16 protein-coding genes are annotated in these 15,059 nt (G+C 59.3%); 8 read left to right on the top strand and 8 right to left on the bottom strand.

Annotated elements, in window-relative coordinates:
- Positions 1-68: 68 nt before the first annotated feature.
- The gene (locus B8P98_RS03405) at positions 69-731 is read right to left on the bottom strand and encodes a YfdX family protein (RefSeq protein WP_167382638.1); all 663 of its coding nucleotides are present in this window, start codon (positions 729-731) and stop codon (positions 69-71) included.
- 251 nt (positions 732-982) lie between these two features.
- Here B8P98_RS03405 and B8P98_RS03400 point away from each other — a divergent pair, with 251 nt between their 5' ends.
- On the top strand, positions 983-1,558 hold the full coding sequence (locus B8P98_RS03400) for an HdeD family acid-resistance protein (RefSeq protein WP_095033606.1): 576 nt from the start codon (positions 983-985) through the stop codon (positions 1,556-1,558).
- Positions 1,559-1,584: 26 nt separating this feature from the next.
- Positions 1,585-1,890, top strand: a complete 306-nt coding sequence (gene hdeB / locus B8P98_RS03395) for an acid-activated periplasmic chaperone HdeB (protein ID WP_095032715.1) — start codon at positions 1,585-1,587, stop codon at positions 1,888-1,890.
- Positions 1,891-1,956: 66 nt separating this feature from the next.
- Here the strand turns inward: hdeB and B8P98_RS03390 are convergent, their stop codons facing one another.
- The 5 genes from B8P98_RS03390 to B8P98_RS03370 are packed head-to-tail and all read right to left on the bottom strand — an operon-like array spanning position 1,957 to position 7,341.
- Positions 1,957-2,760 (bottom strand): MIP/aquaporin family protein, encoded by an 804-nt coding sequence (locus B8P98_RS03390; protein WP_080897347.1) that lies wholly within the window; start codon positions 2,758-2,760, stop codon positions 1,957-1,959.
- Positions 2,761-2,812: 52 nt separating this feature from the next.
- Positions 2,813-4,636, bottom strand: a complete 1,824-nt coding sequence (locus B8P98_RS03385; RefSeq protein ID WP_025710561.1) for a diol dehydratase reactivase subunit alpha — start codon at positions 4,634-4,636, stop codon at positions 2,813-2,815.
- Between the two features lie 12 nt (positions 4,637-4,648).
- Positions 4,649-5,074, bottom strand: coding sequence for a glycerol dehydratase small subunit DhaB3 (locus tag B8P98_RS03380; RefSeq protein WP_095032714.1), 426 nt, complete (start codon positions 5,072-5,074; stop codon positions 4,649-4,651).
- 2 nt (positions 5,075-5,076) lie between these two features.
- A complete protein-coding gene (locus tag B8P98_RS03375; RefSeq protein ID WP_095032713.1) occupies positions 5,077-5,661 on the bottom strand; it encodes a propanediol/glycerol family dehydratase medium subunit in 585 nt (194 codons plus the stop codon).
- A gap of 12 nt (positions 5,662-5,673) precedes the next feature.
- Positions 5,674-7,341, bottom strand: coding sequence for a propanediol/glycerol family dehydratase large subunit (locus tag B8P98_RS03370; RefSeq protein WP_095032712.1), 1,668 nt, complete (start codon positions 7,339-7,341; stop codon positions 5,674-5,676).
- A gap of 413 nt (positions 7,342-7,754) precedes the next feature.
- On the opposite strand from B8P98_RS03370, the gene B8P98_RS03365 reads away from it, so the two are divergent.
- Genes B8P98_RS03365 through B8P98_RS03350 form a run of 4 tightly spaced genes read left to right on the top strand, consistent with a single transcriptional unit; the run spans position 7,755 to position 10,273 of the window.
- The gene (locus tag B8P98_RS03365; RefSeq protein WP_025710565.1) at positions 7,755-8,183 is read left to right on the top strand and encodes a GlcG/HbpS family heme-binding protein; all 429 of its coding nucleotides are present in this window, start codon (positions 7,755-7,757) and stop codon (positions 8,181-8,183) included.
- 21 nt (positions 8,184-8,204) lie between these two features.
- A complete protein-coding gene (gene dhaT / locus B8P98_RS03360) occupies positions 8,205-9,368 on the top strand; it encodes a 1,3-propanediol dehydrogenase (protein ID WP_025710566.1) in 1,164 nt (387 codons plus the stop codon).
- Between the two features lie 20 nt (positions 9,369-9,388).
- Positions 9,389-9,742, top strand: coding sequence for a glycerol dehydratase reactivase beta/small subunit family protein (locus B8P98_RS03355; RefSeq protein ID WP_025710567.1), 354 nt, complete (start codon positions 9,389-9,391; stop codon positions 9,740-9,742).
- A complete protein-coding gene (locus B8P98_RS03350) occupies positions 9,743-10,273 on the top strand; it encodes a cob(I)yrinic acid a,c-diamide adenosyltransferase (protein ID WP_025710568.1) in 531 nt (176 codons plus the stop codon).
- Here the strand turns inward: B8P98_RS03350 and dhaR are convergent.
- The gene (gene dhaR / locus B8P98_RS03345) at positions 10,251-12,176 is read right to left on the bottom strand and encodes a dihydroxyacetone kinase operon transcriptional regulator DhaR (protein ID WP_025710569.1); all 1,926 of its coding nucleotides are present in this window, start codon (positions 12,174-12,176) and stop codon (positions 10,251-10,253) included. The two genes, B8P98_RS03350 and dhaR, sit on opposite strands and share 23 nt — an antisense overlap.
- A 101-nt stretch (positions 12,177-12,277) precedes the next feature.
- Positions 12,278-13,375, bottom strand: coding sequence for a glycerol dehydrogenase (locus B8P98_RS03340; protein WP_008806556.1), 1,098 nt, complete (start codon positions 13,373-13,375; stop codon positions 12,278-12,280).
- A gap of 251 nt (positions 13,376-13,626) precedes the next feature.
- Here B8P98_RS03340 and B8P98_RS30655 point away from each other — a divergent pair, with 251 nt between their 5' ends.
- Both B8P98_RS30655 and dhaK read left to right on the top strand, forming a co-directional pair.
- Positions 13,627-13,830, top strand: a complete 204-nt coding sequence (locus B8P98_RS30655) for a hypothetical protein (RefSeq protein ID WP_025710570.1) — start codon at positions 13,627-13,629, stop codon at positions 13,828-13,830.
- 155 nt (positions 13,831-13,985) lie between these two features.
- Complete coding sequence (gene dhaK, locus B8P98_RS03320; RefSeq protein WP_025710571.1) at positions 13,986-15,056, top strand: dihydroxyacetone kinase subunit DhaK; 1,071 nt, start codon at positions 13,986-13,988, stop codon at positions 15,054-15,056.
- The last annotated feature ends 3 nt before the right edge of the window (positions 15,057-15,059 follow it).

Raw genomic sequence — 15,059 nt, 5'->3', positions numbered from 1 at the left:
CTGCCCGGGCGTTAAGGGGACATCCTTGTCAGTTTCTTCCTCTGCGCTCTCTCAGGGTGAAACGCGGATCAGTTGCCTGCCACCAGCATCTCGCTATCCACCACAATGCCCTCTTCAGCGCCTTTCAGCACCAGATTCGCTTCGTAATACTTCCCGGCTTTCAGCAGTTTTTGCGCCTGCGCCACCGCCTTACGAGTCTGGTTAAGCGGCATCAGATACTGGTTCTCGATCACGCCAATGCCGGCCAGGCGCAGGGTTTCGATAGCCCCTTTCTGATCGCCTTTCGCCAGTTTTTCGTTGGCCGATTTAATGGCGCTCTCTTTTTCCGGTGTCGCCACATAGTCTTCGGACAGGGCAACGGTGGCGTTAATCACCACATAGCGATCGGCGATCATTTTGGCTGTCGCGTCGGTTTTCACAAACTTCGCCCAGCTGGCGTCATCGGCGGCCAGCAGCGCGGCGGCGTCGTCTGTCAGTTTTTTGGCGCTCTCCGGCTGGCCGTGGAACAGCGCCAGACGGGCGAACTGGACATCGCGCATCGCATTGGCGCCCTGCACCGCCACCTGCAGCACATCGGCGGCTTCTTTCTGCACCTGCGTCGTGGCTGCCGCGGTTGGCGCTGCCGTCGCGCTATCTGCCGCCCACACCGGAGAGGTACTCATCATGGTTGCCAGCAGGCTCGCCAGAATGACTTTTTTCATCGTTGACTCCTGATTAAAATAGGTAAGCATTACCAAACGCAGCCAGCTTAAAAAATATCGTGGGCATTGAGAATCAGAGGCCGGAAGCGATATTGCGGGCCTGGTCTGACAGCTGTCAGACCAGGCGTATAGAGTAACCTCAGCGCTCTTATTTACGCTTGCCGATGGCGCGGCCTACTATTTCCCTCAGACCTTTATTTGGCCAGCAGAATAAGCCATTACGTATTTTATTCAGCGTCAGGCCACCAACCGGGATCTGCGGAGCAATTATGTTTATGTTTATGTTTATGTTTAGCCATTACACCTTAAATGCGTTTAGCCCACGCGTCTTTTTACGATATAAACGCCATGCCGGAATGATGGCGGTGCTGCTGTTTATCTGTGGGGCCTGTTGCCTGGCCTGGCCGCTGGTCGCCGGCTGGTATCTCGCTACGGTAACCGGCATGTTGTTGATGATCTGTGGTTTCTATTCGCTGTACAGCTTGATTGTCTTCCGTCAGCAGCACTGGAAATCGCGCCTGGTGGCGCTGATCTTCGCCATTGCCTGGATCGTGCTCGGCCTGAGCTTTGTCGTCAATCCCCTCAATGGCATGAGCAGTCTGGCCTTCTTATTTGGCTTTTTATTTGTTCTCGGCGGAATTTCCCGCATCGTCAACGGATGGCAAACCAGAAAACAAAGCGGCGCGGGCTGGAATATATTTATTGGTCTGCTGGATTTGCTTATCGCCTGCCTGTGGCTGGCCATGAACCCGCAGCAAAGCTGGTTATTTATTACTGCCTTTATCGGCGTTGAAATGATATTTAGCGCCATCGGCTTGCTGGTTCTGCGCAATAAAATGAAGCGCGCTCAGGCTTAAGCCCTATTTTGTCACTGGAGAAGAAAATGAATTTACCTAAAGCACTCGTATTGACCGTAGCGGCCACAACATTCTGTCTGATGACCAGCCCGGCGTTCGCGGTTGAGGAAACCACGCCGCAGAATATGACCTGTCAGGAATTTATGGATATGAACCCAAAAAGCATGACCCCGGTGGCCTTCTGGGTGGTGAATCGCAACACCGACTTTAGCGGTGGCGACTATGTTGACTGGCATGAAGTCGAGACCGTTTCGGTACCGAAAATGCTGCAGCAGTGCCACAAGAACCCCACCACCAAACTCGGCGATCTCAGCGCGGTCATCAAAAAATAATCCAGCCCCCGGCTTCTGGCCGGGGAAGTTAACCTCATTCCCCGCCGCGCTGCGGCGGGTCCCACTTTACTCATCAATACCGCATTCGCACGGCAGATGGTGGCCGATAAGCTTGCGGTATAAAAACGCCCCGACAATCGCCCCCACCACCGGCGCCAGCAGCGGCACCAGAAAGTAGGGGATCGCCATCCCACCGGTAAAGGCGATCGAGCCCCACCCGGCCAGACTGGTAAACAGTTTCGGACCGAAGTCACGCGCCGGATTCAACGCAAAGCCGGTTAGCGGCCCCATCGACGCGCCGATCACAGCGATCAGCAGGCCAATCAGCAACGGCGCCAGCGGCCCGCGCGGAATTCCGTTGCCGTCGTCGGTCAGGGCCATGATCATCGCCATCAGGATCGCCGTGATGGTGGTTTCCACAGCAAACGCCTGCATAAAGGTGATATGCGCATGCGGATACGTGGAAAAGACCCCGGCCAGGTTAAGGCTGGCGGCAGTGCCGCGAACGATATGCTGACTCTGTTCAAGATCGAGAAACAGCTGGCGATACAGCCCGTACACCAGCGCGGCGGCGCAGAATGCCCCGGCCATCTGCGCGATAATAAACGGCAGTACCTTGCGGCGTTCAAAACAGGCGAACAGCCACAGAGCAATGGTCACCGCCGGATTAAGGTGCGCGCCAGAGACACCGGCCGTCAGGTAGATGGCCATGGCGACGCCCAGGCCCCAGATAATACTGATTTCCCACTGGCCAAAGCTGGCCCCGGCGACCCGCAGCGCAGCGACACAGCCCGCCCCGAAGAAGATGAGCAGTCCGGTGCCAAGAAACTCGGCCACGCACTGCCCGGTTAAGGTAGAAGTCTGGTTCATTATCGGCATCCTGAAATAACACGTTTAGAGAGAGGCTGGCGCAAGCGCCCGCTTAATCGGCATGACCGGCCAGTACCAGCCCGGTGGCGACCGCATTGCGCGGCCCTTCTGTTCCCCGAATATTGCCCTGCCCGGCGACCACGCCGTAGTGCGACAGGGCGTCCGTAATCAGCTGCGGGATCTCAAAGTCCAGCGATGAGCCGCCCACCAGCACCACGAAGGCGATATCGCGAATGGAACCGCCGGGAGAGACCTGGCGCAGCGCGCGCAGGCAGTTGGTGACAAACACTTTCTCTTTCGCCTGGCGACGCACGAGACGAATTTTTTCCAGCGGGCTGGCATTATCGATTGGCACCAGTTCGCCCTCCTTGATGTACACCACTTTGGCGAACACCGCCGGGCTAAGGGCTTCCTGGAAGAACTCCACCGCACCATTCTCGTGGCGAATACTGAACAGGCTTTCCACTTTGGCCAGCGGATATTTTTTTATCGCTTCCGCCTGCGAAAGATCGTCGAGACCCAGCTCGGTTTTGATCAACAGGCTGACCATATTCCCCGCCCCGGCGAGATGGACCGCCGTGATCTGGCCTTCCGCATTGACGATCGCCGCATCCGTCGAACCGGCGCCGAGGTCGAGGATCGCCAGCGGCGCCGCACAGCCGGGAGTGGTTAACGCCCCGGCGATGGCCATGTTGGCCTCCACGCCGCCCACCACCACCTCAGTCTGCAGCCGGGCGCTCAGTTCGCGGGCGATAACCTGCATTTGCAGACGATCCGATTTCACCATCGCCGCCATCCCGACGGCATTCTCCATGGCGAACTCGCCGGCCATCCCGCCCTGCACCTTGCGCGGTATAAACGTATCCACCGCCAGCAGATCCTGGATGTATATCGTGCTCATCTCATGGCCGGTGAGCGACGCCATCACGCTGCGCACCCGCTCGAGCATGCCGCCGGCGTGGGTGCCCGGTTCGCCGCGGATATCGCGTACCGGGGCGCAGGCACTCATCGCCTGCATAATCGCTTCCGCGCCCTCGGCAACATCGGCCTCTCCGCGGCGCTTTTCGCCGCTAATGTAGAGGTTGCCCGCCGGGATGACCCGCGACTGCACGTCCCCCTGCGGGGTCTTAAGCACCACCGCGGAACGGTTGCCAATCAGGGCGCGGGCGATGGGGACGATGGCCTGGGTCTCTTCCGGGCTCAGGCCAAAGAAGGTGGCGATACCGTAGGGATTCGACAGGATCCGTACCACCTGGCCCGGCGCGGCCACTTCCACCGCCGCCATCACCCCCTCGGGGACCTGCTCCAGTAACGTCACTTCATCCACCACCGGCAGGGTTTTACGCAGGCGGTTATTCACCAGCACGCCGTCGTCTTTTTTGAGGATCGCCGCCACCACGTTGATCCCCCGGTCGAGCGCCTCATTGAGACACCACACGGCGTCAAGGAAATCGACGGCGTCGTCAACCAGCGCGATCCACCCCTCGGCATACTGCGCCGCCGGCAGCGTCGCCAGCCGCCCGAGGGCGATAGTCGTCCCTACGCCAACCCCCACCCCGCCCGGCGTCTGCGGGTTATGACCGATCATGGTGGATTCGGTGATAATGGTCTCGGTGATGGTCTCCATCGCCACATCGCCAATCACCGGCGCGGCTTCGTTAAGATAAATGCGAGAGACATCGCTCATCGACCACGGTGTTTTCGCCAGAGCCTGCTCCAGCGCGGCGAGGGTCCCGGCGATATTGTCCCGCGTCCCTTTCATGCCCGTCGTCGCGACGATGCCGCTGGCAACAAACGTCCTCGCCTGCGGGTCGTCGGACGCCAGCGCCACCTCGGTGGTGGCGTTGCCGATATCAATCCCGGCTATTAACGGCATGCTGACCTCCGCTTAGCTTCCTTTACGCAGCTTATGCCGCTGCTGATACACTTCCGCCGACTCCCGGACAAAGGCGGCATTCACCGTCGCGTGCCAGGTGTGCTCCAGCTCGTCGGCAATCGCCAGCAGCTCCGCCCGTGAGGAGCGGAACGGGCGCAGCGCGTTATAGATAGCCAGAATGCGCTCGTCAGGAATGGCGATAAGCTCCGCCGCGCGGCGGAAATTGCGCGCCACCGCATGGCGCTGCATCTTCTCGGCAATCTGCGCCTGGTACTCAAGAGTTTGTCGGGAGATCCGCACATCCTGCGGGCCCACCTCGCCAGAGAGCACCTTCTCGAGGGTAATATCGGTCAACGGTTTGCCGGTAGGCGTCAGGATATGCTCCGGGCAGCGGGTGGCTAACGGATAATCCTGCACGGTCATGGTTTTCTCGTTCATGGTCACTCCCTCACTAATTCGACGTGCAGAGTGACGGGCTCGGCGTCCTGCACCACATGTTTGGTCTCTTTGATATGAAACAGGGCGGCTTTGGCCATAAATTTCGGCCGTACCATCTGGTCGTTCACCACCGGCACTGGCGAAGGTGACTCTTTGCGCGCATAGCGTGCGGCGTTTTTGCCAATCTGCCGGTAGGTCTCCAGCGTCAGCAGCGGCGCCTGGGAGAATAGCTCCAGGTTGCTGAGCGGCAGCAGATCGCGCTGATGGATAACCGTGGTCCCCTTCGACTGGATACCGATGCCAATCCCCGAGCCGCTCAGGTTGGCCGCATCCCAGGCCATAAAGGAGACGTCGGACGTGCGCAAAATGCGCACCACCCGGGCGTGAAGCCCTTCTTCTTCCACCCCGGCAATCAGCTCTTTGAGGATCGCGCCATGGGGCATATCGATCAGAGTGTGATGCTGGTGTTTATCGAAGGCTGGGCCGACGCCGATCACCACCTCATCGGCACGTTCATCGGCAGAAGCCACCTCGCCCTCGCGGGTTTTCAGGGTAAAAGAGGGCTGAATTTGGGTTGTCTGTTGCACAGGAATACCGCCTTATTCAATGGTGTCGGGCTGAACCACGCCCGGAATATTTTTGATCTCTGCCCAGCGTTCGGCGGAGATGCGATAGCCGGTGCCCGGCCCCTGATAGTCATTGATGTCGTTCACTGCGCTCACCACGTCGAACTGCCGATCGAGAATGGCCGAGGTCTGCAGGTAATCGCCGGTGACCCGCTGGCGCAGCATATTGAGAATATTGCTGGCGATATCCTCAAAGCCGCTGCGGCTCAACGCGCCGACAATATCGAGGCCGGTGATGTTGCGCTTCATCATCTCTTCCACCGCGCTCAGATCCTCCACCACATTACGCGGCGGCATTTCGTTGCTGCCGTGCGCGTAGGTGGCGGCCTCCACCTCCTCGTCGGTGATTGGCGGCAGCCCCAGCTCACGGAAAACGGCCTGGATCGCCCACGCTGCTTTCTGGCGAATGGCGATGGTTTCCGCCTCGGTCACCGGACGCAGACCGCCGTCGACCATCAGGTCACGCTGCAGAATGTTGTAATCATCAAAATCTTCCGCATCGAAGTTCGAGCCGGCGAACATGTTGTCGTAGTTCGGCACCGCACTGTAGCCGGAGAAAATAAAGTCGGTGCCCGGCAGCATCTGCATCAGGGTGCGCGCGGTGCGACGAATATCCGAGTGGGAGAAAGTCTGGTCGTTGGCCGACGCCACTTCGAGGTCGAGCATAGAGGCGATCAGGTTTTCCGCCAGCACCGCCCGAATGCCCGACGGCACAGCACCGGTCATGCCGATACAGCTCACCGCGCCGTTTTGCAGTCCCTGAACTCCGGCGCCTTTGGTAATGAAGATGCAGCGCGATTCGAGGTAAAGCATCGACTTGCTTTCCGAATAGCCCATCAGCGCTTCGGAACCGGTGCCGGAGGTGTAGCGCATTTTCAACCCACGGGAGGCGTAGGCCGAGGCGAGGAACGCCTTTGACCACGGCGTATCATCGCCGTCGGTAAACACCGCTTCGGTGCCGTAGACCGACACCGTCTCGGCGTAGCTGGTTAAACCACGCATGCCCAGCTCCAGCTCGGTGGCCTCTTCCACCGAGCATTGTGTCAACACGCCGGGGCGGCCGCACTGCGAACCGACCAACAGCGCCAGGGCGTTAAACGGCGCATAGCGCGCGATACCGACCGTGGTCTCCTGCTCGGAGAAGCCGCGGATCCCGGCCTCAGCGGCGTCGGCGGCAATCTGCACCGGATTATCTTTGAGGTTGGTGACGTGGCACTGGTTGGAGGGGGTCCGGCGGGCACGCATCTTCTGTAGCGCCATCATCATCTCCACCACGTTCATCTGCGCCATCACCTCGACCGCTTTGGCCGGCGTGATGGCGGTGGTGATGGCGATGATCTCCTCGCGGCTGACGTGGATATCCACCAGCATGCGGGCTATCTCCAGCGCCTCCAGGCGCATCGCCTGCTCTGTACGCTCAACGTTGATCGCGTAATCGGCGATAAACCGGTCAATCATGTCAAACTGGTCCCGGGTCTTGCCGTCCAGCTCGACGATCAGACCGTTTTCCACTTTTACGGAAGAGACCGGGTCAAAGGGGCTGTCCATGGCGATCAGCCCCTCTTCAGGCCACTCGCCAATCAGCCCATCCTGATTGACGGGGCGCTGGGCCAGTACTGCAAATCGTTTTGATCTTTTCATTGTTCATCGGCTCAAAAGGTGAAATCCGCAGACGGTAGCGAATACGCCGGGCCAGCGTCGTTGCCGCCCGGCCATTACCGGCAATAGCGGAACTTTAAATGAGCCAGTGGTGAAAAAAATAAATTTAATTTCGTTTCAATTTGGCACGCGAAATCTGCCAAAAGTTTCACTATGAAACTTTACCCCGGCGACAAAAATAAAAAATGTGATCGCCCGCAATGATATAAATCAATTAATAAAAAAGGCCCTTAATTACGTTTTACCGAAGCTATTTTAAACCTATTGACTAAATCATGGCGGGCGACAAAATAACGCTGACAAAAATAAAGCAAGCCAACCGTCTGGCGATCGTTTTTGACTATCGCCCCCTACTGACTATTCGCGCCAGCATTATCCTGGCGTGGGAGAGCATGATGAACAAGAGCCAGCAAGTTCAGACAATCACCCTGGCCGCCGCTCAGAAAATGGCGGCAGCGGTGCAACAAAAAGCTAATGAGATCAACGTTCCTGTGGTATTTTCCGTGGTCGACCGCGGGGGCAATACGCTGCTTATCCAGCGGATGGACGAGGCCTTCGTCTCCAGCTGCGATATTTCTCTGAATAAAGCCTGGAGTGCCTGTAGTCTAAAACAAGGTACCCATGAAATTACATCAGCGGTCCAGCCAGGACAATCTCTGTATGGTCTTCAGCTGACCAATCAACAGCGAATTATTATTTTTGGCGGCGGCCTGCCCGTTATTTTTAATGAGCAAGTCATTGGCGCCGTCGGCGTTAGCGGCGGTACGGTCGAGCAGGACCAATTATTAGCCCAGTGCGCCCTGGATTGTTTTTCCGCATTATAACCTGAAGCGAGAAGGTATATTATGAGCTATCGTATGTTTGATTATCTGGTGCCAAACGTTAACTTTTTTGGCCCCAACGCCATTTCCGTAGTCGGCGAACGCTGCCAGCTGCTGGGAGGGAAAAAAGCCCTGCTGGTCACCGACAAAGGCCTGCGGGCAATTAAAGATGGCGCGGTGGATAAAACCCTGCATTATCTGCAGGAGGCCGGGATCGAGGTGGCGATTTTTGACGGCGTCGAGCCGAACCCAAAAGACACCAACGTGCGTGACGGCCTTGCGGTGTTTCGCCGCGAACAGTGCGACATCATCGTCACCGTGGGCGGCGGCAGCCCGCACGACTGCGGCAAAGGCATCGGCATCGCCGCCACCCATGAGGGCGATCTGTACCAGTATGCCGGAATCGAGACCCTGACCAACCCGCTGCCGCCCATCATCGCCGTCAACACCACCGCCGGCACCGCCAGCGAGGTCACCCGCCACTGCGTCCTGACCAACACCCAAACCAAAGTGAAGTTTGTGATCGTCAGCTGGCGCAACCTGCCATCGGTCTCCATCAACGATCCGCTGCTGATGATCGGTAAACCGGCCGCCCTGACCGCGGCGACCGGGATGGATGCCCTGACCCACGCCGTAGAGGCCTATATCTCCAAAGACGCTAACCCGGTGACGGACGCCGCCGCCATGCAGGCGATCCGCCTCATCGCGCGCAACCTGCGCCAGGCCGTGGCCCTCGGCAGCAATCTGCAGGCGCGGGAAAACATGGCCTACGCCTCTCTGCTGGCCGGGATGGCTTTCAATAACGCCAACCTCGGCTACGTGCACGCCATGGCGCACCAGCTGGGCGGCCTGTACGACATGCCGCACGGCGTGGCCAACGCTGTCCTGCTGCCGCATGTGGCCCGCTACAATCTGATCGCCAACCCGGAGAAATTCGCCGATATCGCTGAACTGATGGGCGAAAATATCACCGGACTGTCCACCCTCGACGCGGCGGAAAAAGCCATCGCCGCGATCACGCGTCTGTCGATGGATATCGGTATTCCGCAGCATCTGCGCGATCTGGGGGTAAAAGAGGCCGACTTCCCGTACATGGCGGAGATGGCTCTGAAAGACGGCAATGCGTTCTCGAACCCGCGTAAAGGCAACGAGCAGGAGATTGCCGCGATTTTCCGCCAGGCATTCTGAGTGTTAACGAGGGGGCCGTCATGTCGCTTTCACCGCCAGGCGTACGCCTGTTTTACGATCCGCGCGGGCATCATGCCGGCGCCATCAATGAGCTGTGCTGGGGGCTGGAGGAGCAGGGGGTCCCCTGCCAGACCATAACCTATGACGGAGGCGGTGACGCCGCTGCGCTGGGCGCCCTGGCGGCCAGAAGCTCGCCCCTGCGGGTGGGTATCGGGCTCAGCGCAGCCGGCGAGATAGCCCTCACTCATGCCCAGCTGCCGGCGGACGCGCCGCTGGCTACCGGACACGTCACCGATAGCGACGATCATCTGCGTACGCTCGGCGCCAACGCCGGGCAGCTGGTTAAAGTCCTGCCGTTAAGTGAGAGAAACTGAATGTACCGTATCTACACTCGCACCGGAGATAAAGGCACCACCGCCCTGTACGGCGGCAGCCGCATCGAGAAAGACCATATTCGCGTCGAGGCCTACGGCACCGTCGATGAACTGATATCCCAGCTGGGCGTCTGCTACGCCACCACCCGCGACGCAGGGCTGCGGGAAAGCCTGCACCAGATTCAGCAAACGCTGTTCGTGTTGGGGGCTGAACTGGCCAGCGATGCGCGGGGCCTGACCCGCCTGAGCCAGACGATCGGCGAAGAGGAGATCACCGCCCTGGAGCGGCTTATCGACCGCAATATGGCCGAGAGCGGCCCGTTAAAACAGTTCGTGATCCCGGGGAAGAATCTCGCCTCTGCCCAGCTGCACGTGGCGCGCACCCAGGCCCGTCGGCTCGAACGCCTGCTGACGGCCATGGACCGCGCGCATCCGCTGCGCGACGCGCTCAAACGCTACAGCAATCGCCTGTCGGATGCCCTGTTCTCCATGGCGCGAATCGAAGAGACTAGGCCTGATGCTTGCGCTTGAACTGGCTGGCGTCAATATCGTACTGCTTCATTTTGCGCCACAGGGTGGTGCGGCCGATATTGAGCAGCTGCGACATCTCCTGCACCCGCCCGCTGGTCACCCGGGCGGCGTGAATGATGGCTTCCTTTTCGATGGCGCTAAAGGTCAGGCTGGCCGGCAGCAGCGATGACGCGCTATCCCCGCCCGGCCGCTCGGAAAAGAGATATTCCGGCAGATTACTCAGGCGAATATGGCCGTTGTCGCTGCTGATGGCAATATTCTCAATGACGCTGTTGAGCTCAAAATCATTCCCCGGCCACGAGTAGGCCACCAGCTGCGCCAGCGCGTCATCGTCCACTTTCAGCCGCGAAGAGAAACGCTTCTCCAGGCTCTTCAGCCGGTTATGCACCAGCGACGGAATACTGTTGCGTCGGGCGCGCAGCGGCGGGATGACGATTTCAAAGGAGTGCAGCGCATAGTACAGCTGGCGGCTAAAGCGGTTCTGTTCCACCAGATTGGCCAGATCGACGGTGGTGGTGGCAATCACCTTCACATCCACCGGGATCAGGCGCCGGGCGTCGAGGCGGGTGAGCACGCCCTGCTTAATCACCTGCAGCAGGGCCGACTGCAGCTCCGGCGCCAGATACTCAATCTTTTCCAGAAACAGGGTGCCGCCGTTGGCCAGCTCAAGGCGGCTCAGGCGGCCATTTTCATCATCGGTGGGCGCGCTGCCCATAAAGTCCTGGCCCAGCACGCTGTCGGCATACAGCTGGCAGTTGACGGCGATATAGGGGCCGCCCGCCCGTTCGCTTTCATTGTGAATAGCCTGGCTCAGCAGCTCTTTCCCGACCCCCTCTTCGCCGCACAGCAGCACCGGGAAGCCGCCGCGCGCCGCCTGGCGGCCAAAGTGGATCAGGCGCCGGGTTTCCGGGTCGTCGGCAGACATCTGCTCAAAGGTGTGGCTGACTTTACCCAGCTGGCTGGTCATCAGCTGCCGCATCTGCTCCACCGGGTGCAGCAGCAGAATAAAACTGTTGCCTTGCGCCTCGACAATCGGTTTTAAGGTGATCACCGCGTCGACAAACTGATGCTGACTTTCAAAGGTGACTTCGACGTGATTCAGGCCGCGGGCGTGTTTGATGGCGCGGCGCAGCAGCGCCGGGAGGGTCACCAGATCGGCGATATTTTTCCCCTGGCTGGCCTGAGCATCAAGATGCAGCAGTCTCGCCGCCTGAACATTGAGAAACTGCAGCACGCCCTGCTCGTTCCACGCCATCACCCCATCGTCCATGCTCTCCAGCAGGCCGTACATCTGATTGAGGTGGCGGTTGGACTCCGCCAGCAGGCTGTCGGTGAGCAGGGAGTTGCCTACCTCGCGGGCGATGGCCAGCGTCAGAGAGAGGTCGGCGCTGGACTGCTGCTCCACCAGACAGCAAAGCGAGATAGAGCCGAACAGCCGCCCATGGTTATCAAACACCGGCGTCGAGCAAAAACTCCACGGCTGTAGCGCTTGCTTAAAATGCCGATCGCCGGCGGTGTTGATCGGCTGGCCCTGCATCGCGGCCAGCGACAGCGCGCAGGTGCCGATAATGCTCTCCGCACAGTAGCTGCCGTCGCGAAACCCCAGGTCAGCCAGCTGGGCCAGGGTGTGCGGCTCGCCGCAGCGGCTCAGGATGCAGGCAGACTCATCAAGAATAAACAGCGCGCAGGGGCGGCCGTCCATAAACTCCCAGGCATCCTCCAGCGCCGCCTGGCCGATGGTCAGCAGCGCGGTTTTACGCCGACAGATCGAGTCGAAGGTCAGGCCCTGGGCCTGGTGCGGCGTTTGCCAGGTTTCGCGCTGCATAAACTTGCTGCAACGATGCCATGACTGGGCGATGACGGAAGAGACCGCCTTCCCGGTATCCTGAGTCTGAACAGTCATATCCTTTTCCGCGTTGTACCATAGAGAACCCCTCCGGCAGCAACTGCCAGAGGGGAGAAAGAAAAACCGCTGACCTGCGCCAGCGGTTTAGTCACCGCGAATTAACGCGCCAGCCACTGCTGGCCTAACAGATCGGCGGTGAGAATAGCGGCATGGACGCTCTCCGGGGTCACCGCAAACGGCATATTGTGGATGGTTTCCCCTTCCGCGCAGGTGGCTTTCGCCACCGCGGCGATTTTCGCGTCGATCCCCTCTTTGACGCCCATCTGCGCGAGCGTCACCGGCAGGCCGACGCGCTGGCAGAAGCCCAGCACCGTTTCAATCTCATCCATCGGGCTGTTCTGCAGCACCAGCTGCGCCAGCGTACCGAAGGCCACTTTCTCGCCGTGATACAGGTGGTGGCACTCTTCAAGGATAGTGAAGCCGTTGTGGATCGCGTGGGCGGCGGCCAGGCCGCTGCTTTCAAAGCCGATGCCGCTGAGGTAGGTATTCGCCTCGATGATGCGCTCCAGCGCTTCGGTCACCACCCCGGCCTGCGCCGCCAGACGGGCCTTTTCGCCCTCCGCCAGCAGCGTATCATAGCACAGGCGAGCGAGGCTCAGCGCCGCCTCGGTGGACTGTCCCCCGGCCATGCTGGTGGCGCGCGCATCGTAGCAGGCTTTGGCCTCGAACCAGGTGGAGAGCGCATCGCCCATGCCGGAGACCAGCAGGCGTACCGGCGCTTTGGCGATAATCGCTGTGTCCATCACCACCATATCCGGGTTTTTCGGATAGATCAGATACTCTTCAAACTCGCCCGCTTCGGTGTAGATCACCGACAGCGCGCTGGTCGGCGCATCGGTTGAGGCGATGGTCGGGATCACCACCACCGGCAGTTTCTGGTAGTAACCGATCGCCTTCGCGGTATCGAGAGTTTTACCACCGCCGATCCCGACCACGCCGCGGCAGCCCTGCTTTTGCAAAATCGCCATCAGACGGTTAATTTCCGCATGGCTGCATTCGCCGTTAAACCGTTCCGCATGGCAGCGAATATCGTGGCTCTGCAGGCCATTCACCACTTTCTCTCCCGCCAGCTTCATTACGAAGTCGTCGGCGATGACGAAGAAGCTCTCCGCCAGGTTTTTGGCATATTGACCGAACAGAACAGCAGCATCAGGACCCTGAAGATATTTGGCTGGAGATTGAATAACTTTTAGCATTCCTTTCACCCTCAAATAAGTGCGCATGTAGACATGATGAGCCCTGGCGTTATCCGCGCCGGCCAGTGAAGCGCGGCCTGAACGGAACGTACCGGAGCAGTGCGATCACTGTAGGGCCGGCAGGGAACAAAAAAATCTTTCGCCTTTTTGTTCTGATATGAAACGCAGGTTAATTTTTTACGTTCCATATTGGAACAGAAAACCCTACTCTCGGTCAGGATTGCGATCCCGATCCGCTCCTTTGCCGCATAATGCCCTTGCGATCCTCCTTTTTCGACCACCTTTTCTCCCGCAGTCGGCAGAAAATCAGCAAAAATTTTTTTCTCACCCGCTTCGCCAGCTATCCTGACCGCCGCTTATGGCAGAAGAAAAAAAGCGCGCCAGCTCGCATTTTCACCGTTTCCTCAGCAAAAACGTTCCATAAAGAAACAAAACAAGGAGGCAATGTTTCGTAATGAAACCCGATCGTCGGGGCATTCTTTTTTTCGTCCGCTCAGCCAGAATCATCCTATCGCCAGGCACGTTGCACCGTCAGACGATACCCCTACGCGATGACCGCCTCCGCCAGCAGAGAGGCCGCATCGAACCTTCTCCAACGGAGCACTGAATAATGAAAAAGCTGATTAACCGTGTTGAAGATGTACTGAATGAACAATTACAGGGGCTGGCTAAAGCCCATCCGCAGCTGACCCTGCATCAGGACCCGCTGTATGTGACCCGCACCGACGCGTCGGTGGCTGGCAAAGTGGCCCTGCTCTCCGGCGGCGGCAGCGGACATGAACCGATGCACTGCGGCTATATCGGCCAGGGCATGCTCTCTGGCGCCTGCCCGGGGGAAATCTTCACCTCGCCGACGCCGGACAAAATGTTCGAATGTGCGATGCAGATCGACGGCGGGGAAGGCGTCCTGCTGATTATCAAAAACTACACCGGCGACATCCTGAACTTCGAAACCGCCACCGAGCTGCTGCATGAGAGCGGCATTAAAGTCACCACCGTGGTGGTCGACGACGACGTGGCGGTGAAAGACAGCCTCTATACCGCCGGTCGTCGCGGCGTCGCCAACACCGTACTGATTGAAAAACTGGTCGGCGCCGCCGCCGAACGCGGCGACTCGCTGGAAGCCTGCGCCGAACTGGGCCGCCGCCTGAATAATCTCGGCCACTCGATTGGTATCGCCCTCGGCGCCTGCACCGTACCGGCCGCCGGGCAGCCCTCCTTTACCCTGCAGGACGACGAAATGGAGTTCGGCGTCGGCATTCACGGCGAGCCGGGCATTGACCGCCGCCGCTTCAGCTCGCTGGACCAAACCGTCGATGAGATGTTCGATACCCTGCTGGAAAACGGCGCCTACAGCCGCACGCTGCGCCAGTGGGATACCGTCAAGGGCGCGTGGCAGGAAGTGCAGCAGAGCAAAACCGCGCTGCAAAACGGCGACCGGGTTATCGCGCTGGTCAACAACCTCGGCGCCACCCCGCTTTCCGAACTGTACGGCGTGTATAACCGCCTGGCCCAGCGCTGCGAAGCGTCCGGCATCATCATCGAACGTAACCTCATCGGCAGCTACTGTACTTCGCTGGATATGGCGGGCTTCTCGATCACCCTGCTGAAAGTGGATGACGAGACGCTGACGCTATGGGACGCCCCGGTTCATACCCCGGCGCTGAACTGGGGAAACTAAGGA

The organism is Klebsiella quasivariicola (genome assembly GCF_002269255.1).
Classification (GTDB): Bacteria; Pseudomonadota; Gammaproteobacteria; order Enterobacterales; family Enterobacteriaceae; genus Klebsiella; species Klebsiella quasivariicola.
The sequence above is the reverse complement of the archived record's forward strand: the minus strand, read 5'-3'. Positions and strand labels throughout refer to the sequence as shown.